Source organism: Cupriavidus sp. 01L45 (assembly GCF_056399885.1).
Genome location: NZ_JBFTSG010000002.1, coordinates 49,162 through 61,762, shown reverse-complemented (window position 1 = coordinate 61,762; position 12,601 = coordinate 49,162). Strand labels below are relative to the sequence as shown.

Here is a 12,601-nt window from a genome sequence, read left to right as displayed (position 1 = left end):
ATGCAATGACAACGACACCATGGCCTGCGTACGTCGTCTTCGGCGAGGCGTTGACCGATATGGTCCACCAGGGCGGTCAGGACTGGCTCGGCCTGCCCGGCGGCTCATGCTGGAACGTAGCCCGCGTGGGCGCGCGGCTGGGCATTCCCACCGCGTTCGCCGGCGCGATCAGTTGCGACGCGCTGGGCGACCAGCTCGCCCTGGCCAGCGAGGACGCCGGCCTTGACCTGCGTTTCCTGCAGCGCGTCGAACGCTCGCCGCTGCTGGCTTTTGTCGGCGCGCAGCACCCGCCGCAGTACTTCTTCGTGGGCGACGACAGCGCCGATCTCTACTTCGATCCCGCGCGTTTGCCGCAGGGCTGGCGCCAGGCCGCGCGCACGGTGCATTTCGGCTCGCTGAGCCTGGCGCGCCAGCCGCTGGCCGCGCGCCTTTGCGAAGAAGCCACGCAAGCAGCGGCGGCGGGCAAGCGCATCGCCTTCGACCCCAATTTCCGCATGCCCATGCGCGCGCCGGCGTACCAGGCGGTCTTTGCGCATCTCGCCGGCCTGGCGGACTACATCAAGGTCTCGGACGAGGACCTGCGCGGCCTGTATCCGGCACTGGATGAACACGCCGCGCTGGCCGCGCTCAGGGCGCTGGCCCCGCGCGCGAGCGTGCTGCTGACGCGCGGCGCCGATGGCATGACGCTGCTGCATGGAGATGCGGTTTGCGAACAGCCGGTGTTTGCCGTCGATGTGGTCGACACCGTGGGCTGCGGCGATGCCGCCATGGGAGGGTGGATGGCGGGATTGCTGCTGGATCCCGGGGCGACACCGGCGCGGCAGGCGCGATGGGCGGCGGCTAGCGCGGCGGTGGCGGCTACGCGGGCGGGGGCGTATTCGCCCACGGTTGCGGAGGTCGAGGCGCTGCTGGGCAAGATGGCCGTTCCGGCCTGACGGGGCCGGAACGGCGCCATACGGCGCAGCATCTGTTGAATCTTTCCTTCAATACAGCTAGAATTTTTCCGAACAACCATTTAACGGAACCAAGGTTCCAAAAAACGGAACCAGAAATTCTAGCCGGCCGCACCGCCGGGTGACGGGTGCGGCCCGAAGGGAAAGATCCCGCATGAGCATTCTTGAAGGCGTCGAAAGCGTGCTGGGCCTGTTCGAACAGGGCCGGCACGAGATTGTCTTTAACGACATCACCGACGAACTCGGCCTGGCCAAGAGTTCCGCGTCGCGCCTGCTCGCCCAAATGGTGAAATACCGCCTGCTGGAGATGCATCCAGCCACGCGGCGCTATCGCCCTGGCGTACTGCTGATCCGCGCGGCGCAAGCGGCCACCCAGGCACATCCCTTCGACGAGCAATGCCGTGACCTGCTGGCGGCGCTCTCGGAATCCACCGGTTTTACCGCCTACCTTTCCATGCTCGACGGCACCGACACCGTGGTGCTGCAGCGCCTGAACGGCAGCAATCCCGTCCAGGTGCTGTCCCCGCCCGGTACGCGCCGGTCCGCCTTCACCACGGCGATGGGGCGCGTGCTGCTGTCGCGCCTGTCCGGCGAGGCGTTCAGCGAGCGCTACGGCAAGTTGGCCGGCAAGAAGCTGCCGGATGCCCCGGCCGGTTGCCCCGCGACGGTGGGGGAATTGCGTGAGCGCGTGGCGGCCGCGCGCGCGGAGCGCAGCGCGATCGCCATCAACGAAGGCATGCCGGGCATCGGCGCGGTTGCCACCACGATTGCCGATCCGGCGTCGGGCGACCTGCGCGGCCTGTGCTTGTCCTTTACCGCCATGCAGGTCGGCCAGGCGCAGGCGCAGGCATTGCGCGACGCGCTGGTGGAGGCGGTAGCTGCCCTCGGCCAGCGCATTGGCGACCCGCTGTGGCGCGACCCGCCGGCACTCGCGGATGAATAACGCAGAAGATCCCCACACTCCCATGGAATTACTGTTACTGAGCAATTCAAGCAGCGACGAGGGCTACCTCGTCCATGCACACGACGCGATCGCCGAACTGGCTGGCGGACGCCGGCAGGCATGCTTCATTCCTTTCGCGGGCGTGACGCGCGAATGGGACGACTACGAAGCCCTCGTGCGCGATGCACTGTCGCCGCTGGGCCTGGCCACGCACTCGCTGCATCGCGCGGCCGATGCAGGGGCCGCCATTGCCGCCATCGACACGGCCGAGCTGATCGTGGTCGGCGGTGGCAATACCTTCCGCCTGCTGCAATGCCTGCGCGAGCGCGGACTGCTCGCCGCGATCTCCGCGCGCGTTGCCGCCGGGCACGCCCGCTATCTGGGCTGGAGCGCGGGATCCAATCTGGCTTGCCCGAGCATTTGCACCACCAACGACATGCCGGTGGTCTATCCGGGCGGCTTCGACGCGCTCGGGCTGGTGCAGTTCCAGATCAATCCGCACTACTTCAATCTCACCGTGCCTGGTTTCCGCGGGGAAACGCGCGACCAGCGCCTGGCGGAGTTCACCACGCTGGCGCCGCATATGCCCGTACTGGGTTTGCCGGAGGGCAACTGGCTGCGCGTTTCCGGCGAGCGGTTCGACATGGGCGGGCCGCACCAGGCGCGCTGGTTCAAGGGGCCGTCCACCTGGGACGTTGCGCCGGGCGCACTGGTGCTTCCAGAGTAAGCAGGGCAGGGCCAATTGGAAATGAGCGCGCGAGTCGCGGGAGGTCAGGCAGGATGTCGATGAAGCAGGTTATTGAGTCGATCGAGTTGCTCTCGGCGGCAACGGTCGACGGCGAGACGGTCGCCGCGCTGCTGCGTGCGCGCGGCGTGGCCGATGTCACTGTCACGCGCGTGGAAGAGGGCGGGCTGTACACGGATTTCCTCGCCTGCACGCTGCCAGGCCGGGACCCCGGCTTGCCGGCGCTTGGCCTGGTCGGGCGGCTCGGGGGCGTGGGTGCGCGCCCGGCCGTGACCGGGCTGGTTTCGGATGCGGATGGCGCCATCGTTGCGATTGCCGCCGCGCTCAAGCTGGCCGACATGGCTGCCACCGGCGACGTGCTGGCCGGGCCGGTGCGGATTCACACCCATATCTGCCCGCACGCGGCCACGCGGCCGCACCATCCGGTGCCGATGATGAAATCGCCTTTCGCAATGCGCAGGATGATGTCGCATGAGGTGCATGCCGGGATGGCCGCCATCCTGTCGGTGGACACCACGCGGGGCAACCGCTTCGTCAACCGCCGCGGCGTGGCGCTCACGCCGGTGGCCAAGGAGGGCTGGCTGCTGCGCCTGCCCGAGCGCATGCTGGACGTGATGGGCTGGGTCAGCGGCGAACTGCCGGCCGTGCTGCCGCTGACCACGCAGGACATCACGCCATATGAAAACGGCCTCTGGCACGTCAACTCCATCATGCAGCCGGGCATCGTCACCACCGCGCCCGTGATCGGCGTGGCGCTGACCGCGCAGACCACGGTGCCGGGCTGCGCCACCGGCGTGACCAACGCCTTCGACCTCGACGTGGCCACGCGCTTCTGCATTGAAGTGGCCAAACTGTTCGGCCCTGGCAACTGCGCCTTCTACGATGAAGCCGAGTGGGCCGAATTGCTGCGCCGCTACGGCTCGCTGGCGCATCTGCAAACGGTGGGGCGTGAAGCATGATGCCGGCCCGCCGTGAACCGCGCGTGGGATTCGTCACCATCGGGCAGTCGCCGCGTGTGGATGTGGTGCCGCAGATGATGGCCGACCTTCGCATGCCGGTGGTGGCGGAGGAGTTCGGCATTCTCGACGCGCTGGACGCCGCCGGCATCGCGGCAATGGCGCCGGGCGCCGGCGAGTATCGCTTTGCCACCCGCATGCGCGACGGCAGCCAGGCGGTGGTCGGCAAGCCCGTTGCGCAAGCGCGCCTCGCGCGGCTGCTGCAATCGCTGGACGACGGCCGCTTCGATGTGCTGGTGCCGCTATGCACCGGCACGGCGCTGCCGCCGCTGAACACGCTGGTGGTGGAGCCCCAGCAGGTGGTGGATCACCTCACCGTGGCGCTTGCATCAGGTTGCAAGCGTCTTGGCATCGTGCTGCCGCTGGAAGCGCAGGTGAAGGACTTTCACCTGATCCAGCCGGTGCCTTGCGAGCTGCGCGTGACCCACGCCTCGCCCTATCTCGATGCCATGAGCGGACGCTTCGCGCAGGCCGGCGAAGCCCTGCGCGGCTGCGACCTGATCGTCATGCATTGCATGGGCTTCACCGAGGCGATGCGCCTTGAGGTGGCGCGGCATGCGCAGGCACCGGTATTGCTGTCGAACCGCATGGTGGCCACCGTGCTGGCGCAGGTGCTCGATCGCACTGATGCCGCGCGGGCATAAGCCGACTAACCGGGGTGCGGGCAACCCGGCAGACCTGTTACCCATTGCCCATGACATAGCTGGAGCGCGACTCAAGATGGAAAAGCTGGTGAAACGCATGCGGCCGCTGCTACGCGGCTTGCTGACGGTGGGCGTAGGCATGGCCGCGGTATCGACGGTATCGGTTGCGCAGGCGCAGGAGTGGAAGCCAGCAAGGCCGGTACGGCTGCTGGTCGGTTTTGCGCCGGGCGGCTCGGCGGACCTGCTGGCGCGGCTGGTGCAGGCGCCGCTGTCGGACAGCCTGGGGGTTCCCGTGGTGGTGGAGAACGTGCCCGGCGCCGGTGGCAATATCGCCGCCGACAAGGTTGCGAAGTCCCCGGCGGATGGCTACACCATCGGCATGGGTGCCGCCGGCGCGATGGCCGTGAGCCATCTGCTCAATCCCAAGGGAACGCCCTACAAGGTGGAGGATTTCACGCCCATCGTGATGCTCGCCACGCAACCCAATGTGGTGATCGTCGCCCCCACCTTGCCGGTGCGGAACATGGCCGACTTCGTCACCTACGTGAAGCGGACCCCGTCGGCCACCTTCGGCACGTCGGGCGTCGGCACCTCCAATCACCTGATCGCCGAGACCATGCTGCACCGGCTCGGGATCGACATGGTCCATGCGCCGTACAAGGGCGCCACCCCGGTCATCACCGACCTGATGGGCGGGCATATCGCCATGACCGTGGACAATATCACCACGGCAGCCAGCCTGGTCCAGGCTGGCAAGGTCAAGGCGCTGGCCGTCACCGGCAGCACGCGCTCCGCGTTGCTGCCCGGCGTGCCGACGCTGGCGGAAAGCGGGCTCAAGGGCTTCGACATGCCCACTTGGCAGGGCATTTTCGGCCCCAGGGACCTGCCAAAGCCGGTTGTGGAGCGCTTCAACAAGGAACTGGTGAAAGCGCTGGCGCGGCCGGAGGTGAAGAAGAAACTGGCGGAGTTCGGCTCCGAACCGGTGGGCGATACGCCTGAGCACTTCGCCAGCTTCCTGGCGCAGGACCGCAAGATGTGGGCGGGGGTGATCAAGTCCGCCAACGTCACGCTCGAATAAGCGGCACCGGGGCGCAAATGCCCGCCAAATAAAAAGGCCCCCGTATCGGGGGCCAACGATGCGCTGAAGCCTGGCGTTCATGCCGGCAGGCGCGGTATCACTGCTCCAGCTTGATGTTCTGCACCTTGACCAGGTGTTTCATCTTTTCGAATTCCTTCTTGATCTCGGCCGCGTGCTCCGCCGGGGTGTTGCCCGAGGGTTCGGCGCCGGCGGCGCGCAGGCGCTGCTGGAAGTCCTTGTCCTGCAGTGCCTTGACGGCGGCTTCATTGAGCTTCTTGATGACGTCGTCAGGCGTGCCGGCCGGGGCCACCAGCCCGTACCAGGCCGGGTCGTTCGGCTCCTTCAGGCCCAGTTCGCCGAAGGTCGGCACGTTCGGCAGCGCGTCGATCCGCTTGTTCCATGCCACCACGATCGGGCGCAGCTTGCCGGCCTTGATGTAGGGCATCGAGGAGGGCAGGTTGTCGACCATGATGGGTACCTGGCCGGCCAGCACGTCGTTCAGTGCCGGGCCCGCGCCGCGGTAGGGGATATGGACCATGAAGGTCTTGGTCGAGACCTTGAACTGCTCGCCCAGCATGTGGCCGAAGGCGCAGGTGCCGGATGTGGCGTACGAATACTTGCCCGGATTGGCCTTCAGCGCAGCCAGGAACTCCTTGTAGTCCTTGGCCGGGAAATTCGGGTTGACCGCGATCACGTTGGCTACGTTGGCCAGGTTGGTGATGGGCTTGAAGTCCTTGATCGGGTCATACGACAGCTTGGGATTGCAAGCCGGGTTGACCGCCATGGTGGACACGGTGGAGATGCCGATGGTGTAGCCGTCGGGCGCGGCCTTGGCGATGGCGTCGGCGCCGATCGAGCCGCCGCCGCCGGCGCGGTTTTCCACCACCACGGGCTGGCCCAGGATGCGGCTCATCTGGTCGGCCGCGCCACGGCCCACGATATCCGTGGTGCCGCCGGGCGCGAACGGGATAATCAGCCGGATCGGCTTGCTCGGGAAGCTTTGTGCCTGCGCCAGGGTGGCGGCGGCTGCCAGGCCCAGGGCCAGTGCGATTTTGCTGGATTGCATGAGATCGTGTCTCCCGTCAAAAGACCGGGCGGGGATATCCCGCCCTAGGTAAAGAACGCCGGCCAGGCATCCGCGGTGGCGGAGCGGCGAGGCCGGCGGCGTGAGTTCTGGCGGGCGGGCTTAGTGGCCGCCCTTGGCGGTCAACCGCCCAGGAGTCCGCGCTTGAGTTCCCGGTCGACCGGATGGTCGCCAAGGAAAACGCGCAGCACCGCCTGGTAGAAATCCTCGCCCGGGATCGGCTTGCCGCGCGGCGTGCCGTTGATGGCGACCATGGTGCCGCCATCGGGCGAGAAGTCGAAATTGATCACGTCGCCCTTGCGGGCCGTGCCCATCTGCTCCATGGTCTGCCTGAGCTGGAGCATGCGGTCGGATAGCCGCTGCAGCTGGAGCTCGCTGTGGTTTTCGCGAAGCCCGTCGTTCAGCGCCTTGATAAAGGTATCGGGTGCGACTTCGCGCAGCGGCCGGATCTGCAGGCGCTTGGGACCGTGGCCGCCCAGCACCACGGTGGCGTTGCGCGCCTTTTCCGGCAGGTAAAGCGCGGCCACATAGCCCTTGAGAATGAACGCCGAGCGCAGCCCGGTGCCATTGAGCTGCAGTTCCTTGCCGCCGACCCGGATCGCATCGTCGATGCGCATCCCCTCGACAACGTTGGCGCGCGCGTGCCCCGGCGGCATGGCCAGGGCCGAGCCCACGCAGAGGGTGAGCGCCAGCTGGCTGGCGCGGCGGCGCAGCGATGCACGCACGGACGGGGTACGACGGGAAAACATGGAAGCTGGACGGTACGACGGAACGTGCCATATTCGTCGATTTCTGAAACAATACCAATTGGTATCTGCCCTAGTCTGCACTTGGCGTGACGCGGCGGCCATCACAATAAATAAAACGAGACGATGTCTTCTGCTCTCCTGCTGGTGCCTGATTTCAGCCTGATCCTGATAGGCTGGCTGCTGGTGCGCTACACCGCGTTCGATCGGGCCTTCTGGTCGGGCGTGGAGCGCCTGGTGTACTTCGTGCTGTTCCCCGCGCTGCTGCTGCAGTCCACCAACAGCGCCAAGTTCGATTTCTCCTCCACCTCCGCCATGCTCGGCCTGGCGCTGCTGACCACGGCATTCGGCATGGTGGGCGGCTATGCCGTCAAATGGGTGCTGCGGCCCGAACCGCTGGATTTCGCCTCCGGGCTGCAGACCGCATTCCGCTTCAATTCGTATATCGGGCTGGCGTTGGCCGCGCGCCTGGGCGGCAGCGAGGGGCTGGCCATGATGGCGGTGATCGTGGGCTGCACGGTGCCGCTGTGCAATGTGGCCGCGGTCTGGGCGCTGGCCCGCCACGGCGAAACCCGGCTGTGGCGCGAACTGGCGCGCAACCCGCTGATCCTGGCCACCGCTGGCGGCCTGCTGACCAACCTGATCGGCCTGCACCCGCCGGACGTGGTGGCAATGACGCTGAACCGGCTCGGCTCCGCATCGACCGCGCTGGGGCTGATGACGGTAGGGGCCGGCCTGCAAATGAGCGGCGCCACGGGCGCGATGGGGCCGGTGGCGTGGTGGAGCGGAGTCAAGCTGCTGGCCATGCCTTGCTTTGCCTGGGCGGTGGGGCGGATGTTGCCGCTGACCGGGTTGCAGTCGCAGATCGTGGTGCTATTCGCCTCGCTGCCGACCGCGTCGAGCGCTTATATCCTGGCCGTGCGCATGGGCGGCAACGGGCCGATGGTGGCGGCGACGATTTCCGTCATGACCGTGCTGGCCATCGTGACCACGCCGTTCTGGCTGTCCCTGGTCAGCTAGCGCGGGCCTCGGCGGCGCGATCCTGCGCCAGCGCCCAGTCGATATGCTCGCGCACCAGCGGGCTGGCCTCGGGCTGGCGCGCCGCCAGCGCGGCGCGTATGCGGGCGGCCAGCGCCGCGTCGCCGCTGGCACTTGCCGCGCGCAGGCTGTTGCCCAGCCCCACCGCCAGGTTGCGTAGCCAGCGTTCGTGGCCGATGCGGCGGATCGGGCTGCCTTCCAGCCGCTGGTTGAATTCCGCCTCGGTCCAGCCGAACAGCTCGGCCATGTCGGGCGCGTCGAAGCCATTGCGCACGTCAAAGTCGGGCAGCGTGGCGCGGTGGGCGAACTTGTTCCAGGGGCAGGCCAGCTGGCAGTCGTCGCAGCCATACACGCGGTTGCCCATCGGCGCGCGCAGCGTCTCGGGGATGGCGCCCTTGTGCTCGATGGTCAGGTAGGAGATGCAGCGGCGCGCGTCGATCCGGTAAGGCTCCAGGATGGCCTGGGTCGGGCAGATATCGATGCAGCGGCGGCAATTGCCGCAGTGGCCAGGCTCCGGCGCGTCGGCCGGGAAGGGCACATCGACCAGGATCTCGCCGAGGAAGAACATCGAGCCGCCGTCGCGGTCGAGCAGCAGCGTGTGCTTGCCGCGCCAGCCCAGCCCGCCCTGGGCGGCCAGCGCCACCTCCATGACCGGCGCCGAATCGGTGAACACGCGATAGCCGAACGGTCCGATGGCGGCCTCGATGCGGCTGGCGAGCTGCTGCAGGCGGTTGCGCAGCACCTTGTGATAGTCGCGGCCCCGCGCATAGAGCGAGATCACGGCGGTGGCGGGGTCATCGAGCCGGGCGAGTTCGTGTGCGCGCCAGTCGTCGGGGCCCGCGGCCGGCAGATAAGGCATGCGCGCCACGATGGCACGTACCGTGCCGGGCACCAGTTCGGCGGGCCGGGCGCGCCGCAGGCCATGGTTCGCCATATAATCCATGTCGCCGTGGTAGCCCTGCGCCAGCCACGCCATCAATCCTGCCTCAGCCCGGCTGAGATCCACTTCGGCGATGCTGACCGCGTCGAAGCCAAGCTCCGCGCCCCAGGTCCGGATCGAGCGCGCCAGGTCCGCCAGCCCCGCGGCGTCCGTGCCCGGACGTGCAAGGGACGGCCCGGTGCCAGGCTCGCCCCTAGGGTCGGAGTCGCTGGCAGGAGGGGGCGAGGCGGCTGGCGCCAGGGTTGCTCGGTCGATCATTCCCGAATTGTACGCAATGCCCCTGCTCCAACAACGCACACTCAACCTGCCCGACGAAGCGGCCACCGCCCGGCTGGGCGCGGCGCTGGCCGATGCCGTGCGCAAGCTGCCGCCGCAGACCGTGCACCTGCAGCTCTCGGGCGACCTCGGCGCCGGCAAGACCACGCTGTCGCGCGCCATCCTGCGCGCGCTCGGCCATGCCGGCAAGGTGCGCAGCCCTACCTACACGCTGTGCGAGCCCTACTCGGTCACGCGCGCGGATGGCTCGCCGCTGACCGCCTATCACTTCGACCTGTACCGTTTCGCCGATCCGGAGGAATGGGCCGATGCCGGTTTTCGCGATTGTTTTGCCGAACCGGCCGTTAACCTGGTGGAATGGCCGGAGAAGGCCGGCCGCCTGCTTGGGGAACCGGACCTGCACCTGTTGCTCCAATCGGACACAAGCGACGCCGACGACGCGGCCGAACGCCGTATCGTTACGCTTAGTGCCTATACTCAGACTGGACTTACCCTGCTTTGCGCATGCTGATCAAGCGAATCGCCACCGACCGCCCCGACGATATCCAGCTGGCCCGCCGTAAATGGCTGGCGCAGTGCCTCAAGGCGAGTGCCGGCACCGTGGTGCTGACACTGGCCGGACCGCAGATCGCCTTTGGCGCCGGCATTGTCGCGGTGCGGGTCTGGCCCGCCGAGGAATACACCCGCGTCACCATCGAATCCGATGCGCCGCTGGCCGCCGTCCACCAGATGGTCCACGGCCCCGACCGCCTGGTGGTGGACATCGATGGCCTGGATTTGTCGCCGACCCTGCGCGAGCTGGTGGCCAAGATCACCTCCAACGACCCCTATATCCAGACCGTGCGCGTGGGACAGAACCGCCCGCGCGTGGTGCGGCTGGTATTCGACCTGAAGGAAGACGTCTCGCCGCAGGTGTTTACGCTGGCGCCGATCGGCAGCTACCGCAACCGCCTCGTGTTCGACCTGTATCCGGTCAACCCGCCCGACCCCCTGTGGAAGCTGGTGCGCGATACCGAGGACAAGCAGCGCCGCTTTGCCGCCACGCAGCCGCCGGCCGGCGCGGACGGCGTGTCCGGCGCGCCCGCCACTAGCGAGGAGGACGTTATCGGCGCGCTGGTGCGCAAGTTCGACGACAAGGGCGGCAACCCGGTGCCCGCCTTGCCGCCGATGGCCGCCACCCGGCCCAAGCCGCCGGCACCGTCGGTTGCGCCATCCATCCCGCCGCTGGCGCAGAACAATCCGCCTCCGTCCCTGCCGGCCAACAACCCGCCGGCGGACCGCCCCTTCAAGATGCGCCGCCTGCTGACGGTGGCGATCGATCCCGGCCATGGCGGCGAGGATCCCGGCGCCACCGGCGCGTCCGGCTCGCGCGAGAAAGACGTGGTGCTGCAGATCGCGCACCGCCTGCGCGCCAAGATCGATGCGCAGCCCAATATGCGCGCCATGATGACGCGCGACGCGGACTTCTTCGTGCCGCTCAATGTGCGCGTGCAGAAGGCGCGCCGGGTGCAGGCCGACCTGTTCGTGTCGATCCATGCCGATGCGTTCCTGTCGCCGGAAGCCAAGGGCGCCTCGGTGTTCGCGCTGTCCGAGCGCGGCGCATCGAGCAGCGCCGCGCGCTGGATGGCCAACAAGGAAAACGCCTCCGACCTGATCGGCGGCGCCAACATGGGCAACAAGGATGCCCAGGTGGCGCGCGTGCTGCTGGACCTGTCCACCACCGCGCAGATCAACGACAGCCTGCAGGTGGGCAAGGCCGTGCTGGCGGAGATCGGCGGCATCAACCGGCTGCACAAGGGCAGCGTGGAGCAGGCGGGCTTTGCCGTGCTGAAGGCGCCGGATATTCCCTCGATCCTGGTCGAGACGGCGTTCATCAGCAATCCGGAGGAAGAGCGCAAGCTCAACGACGAGAGTCATCAGGAGCAACTGGCCAATGCCATCCTGCGCGGCATCCGCAATTATTTCGCGCGCAATCCGCCGCTGTCGAAGAATCCGTCGGTGTAATGGGTAAAGGGCGGGGCAAGAAACAAAACGGCCGGCAATCATGCCGGCCGTTTGCCATGCTACGCGGTGAAACTCAGGCGCGGGCGGCAGCGCCTTCGGGCAGCGCGTCGCGGCTGGCGTAGCGCGAGGCGATCACCGAGCATACGATCAGCTGCAACTGGTGATAGACCATCAGCGGCAGCACCAGCAGGCCCAGCGCCGGGTGGCCGGCGAACAGGATCTTGGCCATCGGGATGCCGTTGGCCAGGCTCTTCTTGGAGCCGCAGAACACCGCGGTGATCTCGTCTTCCACCGAGAATCCGAGGCGGCGTGCGGTGAAGGTGGTGGTGGCCAGGATCACCACCAGCAGCACGGCGGCGAGCGCCATCACGGCACCGATGGTTTCCCAGCTGTATTTGTGCCACAGGCCGGCGGCCGTGGCGTCGCAGAACGAGGAATAGACGATCAGCACGATCACGCCGCGGTCGATCTTGCTGGTGATCTGCTTCTTCTTGGCAAGCCAGCTGCCGATCAGCGGGCGGGCCAGCTGGCCCAGCGCGAACGGCAGCAGCAGTTGCAGCGCCACGCCGGTCAGCGCCTTGCCCAGCGGCATCGAGGCACCGCTGGCGCTGATCACCAGGCCCATCAGCAGTGGCGTGACGGCCATGCCGATCAGGCCGGAGATGGTGGCATTGAAGATTGCACCAGGCACGTTGCCGCGCGCCATCGAGGTCATCGCCACCGAGGAGGAAACAGTCGACGGCAGCGCGCACAGGTAGAACACGCCCAGCAGCAGTTCGGCGGGCAGTGCGTTGCGCAGGCCGAACATCAGCGCCAGCCCGACCACCGGGAAGACGATATAGGTGAAGCTCTGCACGAAGGCATGCAGGCGCCAGTGGCGCGCGCCCGCCACCAGCTTGTCGCGCGAGAGGGCGGCGCCGTGCAGGAAGAAGACCAGGGCCACGCCCAGGTTGGTCACCATGCCAAGGTGCAGCGGGCCGTCGCCGGTGCCGAGTTCCGGTGCCAGCAGCGCGATGCCGATGGCGGTGAGCATGATCAATACGAATCCGTCGATCAGGTCGTAGATTTTCTTGAAGGGTGAGAGGATGGCGGACATGACTGCAAGGTTGGATTAGGGTTTCGCCTAGTATTGGA

At 67.5% G+C, this 12,601-nt stretch carries 13 protein-coding genes; 9 read left to right on the top strand and 4 right to left on the bottom strand.

Going from position 1 to position 12,601, the window contains the following annotated elements; translation table 11 throughout:
* The first annotated feature begins 5 nt into the window (after positions 1-5).
* The 6 genes from AC1DT6_RS01865 to AC1DT6_RS01840 all read left to right on the top strand — a co-directional run bounded on the left by AC1DT6_RS01865 (position 6) and on the right by AC1DT6_RS01840 (position 5,379).
* Positions 6-935: a carbohydrate kinase family protein gene (locus tag AC1DT6_RS01865; RefSeq protein WP_441635263.1), complete on the top strand. Its 930-nt coding sequence runs from the start codon at positions 6-8 to the stop codon at positions 933-935.
* A 172-nt stretch (positions 936-1,107) separates the two neighbouring features.
* Positions 1,108-1,896 carry an IclR family transcriptional regulator gene (locus AC1DT6_RS01860; protein WP_477103377.1) on the top strand — a complete coding sequence of 263 codons (789 nt, stop codon included), beginning with the start codon at positions 1,108-1,110 and terminating at the stop codon, positions 1,894-1,896.
* 22 nt (positions 1,897-1,918) lie between these two features.
* The gene (gene pepE / locus AC1DT6_RS01855; RefSeq protein WP_477103376.1) at positions 1,919-2,623 is read left to right on the top strand and encodes a dipeptidase PepE; all 705 of its coding nucleotides are present in this window, start codon (positions 1,919-1,921) and stop codon (positions 2,621-2,623) included.
* 53 nt (positions 2,624-2,676) lie between these two features.
* Positions 2,677-3,600 (top strand): DUF1177 domain-containing protein, encoded by a 924-nt coding sequence (locus AC1DT6_RS01850; RefSeq protein WP_477103375.1) that lies wholly within the window; start codon positions 2,677-2,679, stop codon positions 3,598-3,600.
* Positions 3,600-4,301: an AroM family protein gene (locus AC1DT6_RS01845; protein WP_477103383.1), complete on the top strand. Its 702-nt coding sequence runs from the start codon at positions 3,600-3,602 to the stop codon at positions 4,299-4,301. Before AC1DT6_RS01850 ends, AC1DT6_RS01845 begins: the two co-directional genes overlap by 1 nt.
* A gap of 76 nt (positions 4,302-4,377) precedes the next feature.
* Positions 4,378-5,379 (top strand): Bug family tripartite tricarboxylate transporter substrate binding protein, encoded by a 1,002-nt coding sequence (locus AC1DT6_RS01840; RefSeq protein WP_477103374.1) that lies wholly within the window; start codon positions 4,378-4,380, stop codon positions 5,377-5,379.
* A gap of 97 nt (positions 5,380-5,476) precedes the next feature.
* On the opposite strand, the gene AC1DT6_RS01835 is transcribed toward AC1DT6_RS01840, so the two are convergent.
* Positions 5,477-6,445 carry a tripartite tricarboxylate transporter substrate binding protein BugE gene (locus tag AC1DT6_RS01835; protein WP_477103373.1) on the bottom strand — a complete coding sequence of 323 codons (969 nt, stop codon included), beginning with the start codon at positions 6,443-6,445 and terminating at the stop codon, positions 5,477-5,479.
* Between the two features lie 140 nt (positions 6,446-6,585).
* Entirely contained in the window at positions 6,586-7,212 is a 627-nt protein-coding gene (locus AC1DT6_RS01830) for a chalcone isomerase family protein (protein WP_477103372.1), read from the bottom strand.
* Between the two features lie 123 nt (positions 7,213-7,335).
* On the opposite strand from AC1DT6_RS01830, the gene AC1DT6_RS01825 reads away from it, so the two are divergent.
* Positions 7,336-8,229, top strand: a complete 894-nt coding sequence (locus AC1DT6_RS01825; RefSeq protein WP_441635249.1) for an AEC family transporter — start codon at positions 7,336-7,338, stop codon at positions 8,227-8,229.
* Here AC1DT6_RS01825 and queG read toward each other — a convergent pair.
* On the bottom strand, positions 8,222-9,445 hold the full coding sequence (gene queG / locus AC1DT6_RS01820; RefSeq protein ID WP_477103371.1) for a tRNA epoxyqueuosine(34) reductase QueG: 1,224 nt from the start codon (positions 9,443-9,445) through the stop codon (positions 8,222-8,224). The genes AC1DT6_RS01825 and queG overlap by 8 nt on opposite strands.
* Before the next feature lie 16 nt (positions 9,446-9,461).
* On the opposite strand from queG, the gene tsaE reads away from it, so the two are divergent.
* Entirely contained in the window at positions 9,462-9,974 is a 513-nt protein-coding gene (tsaE, locus tag AC1DT6_RS01815) for a tRNA (adenosine(37)-N6)-threonylcarbamoyltransferase complex ATPase subunit type 1 TsaE (protein ID WP_441637405.1), read from the top strand.
* On the top strand, positions 9,968-11,467 hold the full coding sequence (locus AC1DT6_RS01810) for an N-acetylmuramoyl-L-alanine amidase (RefSeq protein ID WP_441637403.1): 1,500 nt from the start codon (positions 9,968-9,970) through the stop codon (positions 11,465-11,467). Before tsaE ends, AC1DT6_RS01810 begins: the two co-directional genes overlap by 7 nt.
* A 73-nt stretch (positions 11,468-11,540) precedes the next feature.
* Here AC1DT6_RS01810 and AC1DT6_RS01805 read toward each other — a convergent pair whose 3' ends face one another.
* Positions 11,541-12,563 carry a bile acid:sodium symporter family protein gene (locus tag AC1DT6_RS01805; protein WP_035860807.1) on the bottom strand — a complete coding sequence of 341 codons (1,023 nt, stop codon included), beginning with the start codon at positions 12,561-12,563 and terminating at the stop codon, positions 11,541-11,543.
* Positions 12,564-12,601 lie beyond the last annotated feature (38 nt).

What these genes read in the sequence shown, in the direction of transcription:
- AC1DT6_RS01865 (WP_441635263.1), top strand. Translation starts at nt 6, where the DNA reads ATGACAACGACACCATGGCCTGCGTACGTCGTCTTCGGCGAGGCGTTG.
- AC1DT6_RS01860 (WP_477103377.1), top strand. Translation starts at nt 1,108, where the DNA reads ATGAGCATTCTTGAAGGCGTCGAAAGCGTGCTGGGCCTGTTCGAACAG.
- pepE (WP_477103376.1), top strand. Translation starts at nt 1,919, where the DNA reads ATGGAATTACTGTTACTGAGCAATTCAAGCAGCGACGAGGGCTACCTC.
- AC1DT6_RS01850 (WP_477103375.1), top strand. Translation starts at nt 2,677, where the DNA reads ATGTCGATGAAGCAGGTTATTGAGTCGATCGAGTTGCTCTCGGCGGCA.
- AC1DT6_RS01845 (WP_477103383.1), top strand. Translation starts at nt 3,600, where the DNA reads ATGCCGGCCCGCCGTGAACCGCGCGTGGGATTCGTCACCATCGGGCAG.
- AC1DT6_RS01840 (WP_477103374.1), top strand. Translation starts at nt 4,378, where the DNA reads ATGGAAAAGCTGGTGAAACGCATGCGGCCGCTGCTACGCGGCTTGCTG.
- AC1DT6_RS01835 (WP_477103373.1), bottom strand. Translation starts at nt 6,445, where the DNA reads ATGCAATCCAGCAAAATCGCACTGGCCCTGGGCCTGGCAGCCGCCGCC.
- AC1DT6_RS01830 (WP_477103372.1), bottom strand. Translation starts at nt 7,212, where the DNA reads ATGTTTTCCCGTCGTACCCCGTCCGTGCGTGCATCGCTGCGCCGCCGC.
- AC1DT6_RS01825 (WP_441635249.1), top strand. Translation starts at nt 7,336, where the DNA reads ATGTCTTCTGCTCTCCTGCTGGTGCCTGATTTCAGCCTGATCCTGATA.
- queG (WP_477103371.1), bottom strand. Translation starts at nt 9,445, where the DNA reads ATGATCGACCGAGCAACCCTGGCGCCAGCCGCCTCGCCCCCTCCTGCC.
- tsaE (WP_441637405.1), top strand. Translation starts at nt 9,462, where the DNA reads ATGCCCCTGCTCCAACAACGCACACTCAACCTGCCCGACGAAGCGGCC.
- AC1DT6_RS01810 (WP_441637403.1), top strand. Translation starts at nt 9,968, where the DNA reads ATGCTGATCAAGCGAATCGCCACCGACCGCCCCGACGATATCCAGCTG.
- AC1DT6_RS01805 (WP_035860807.1), bottom strand. Translation starts at nt 12,563, where the DNA reads ATGTCCGCCATCCTCTCACCCTTCAAGAAAATCTACGACCTGATCGAC.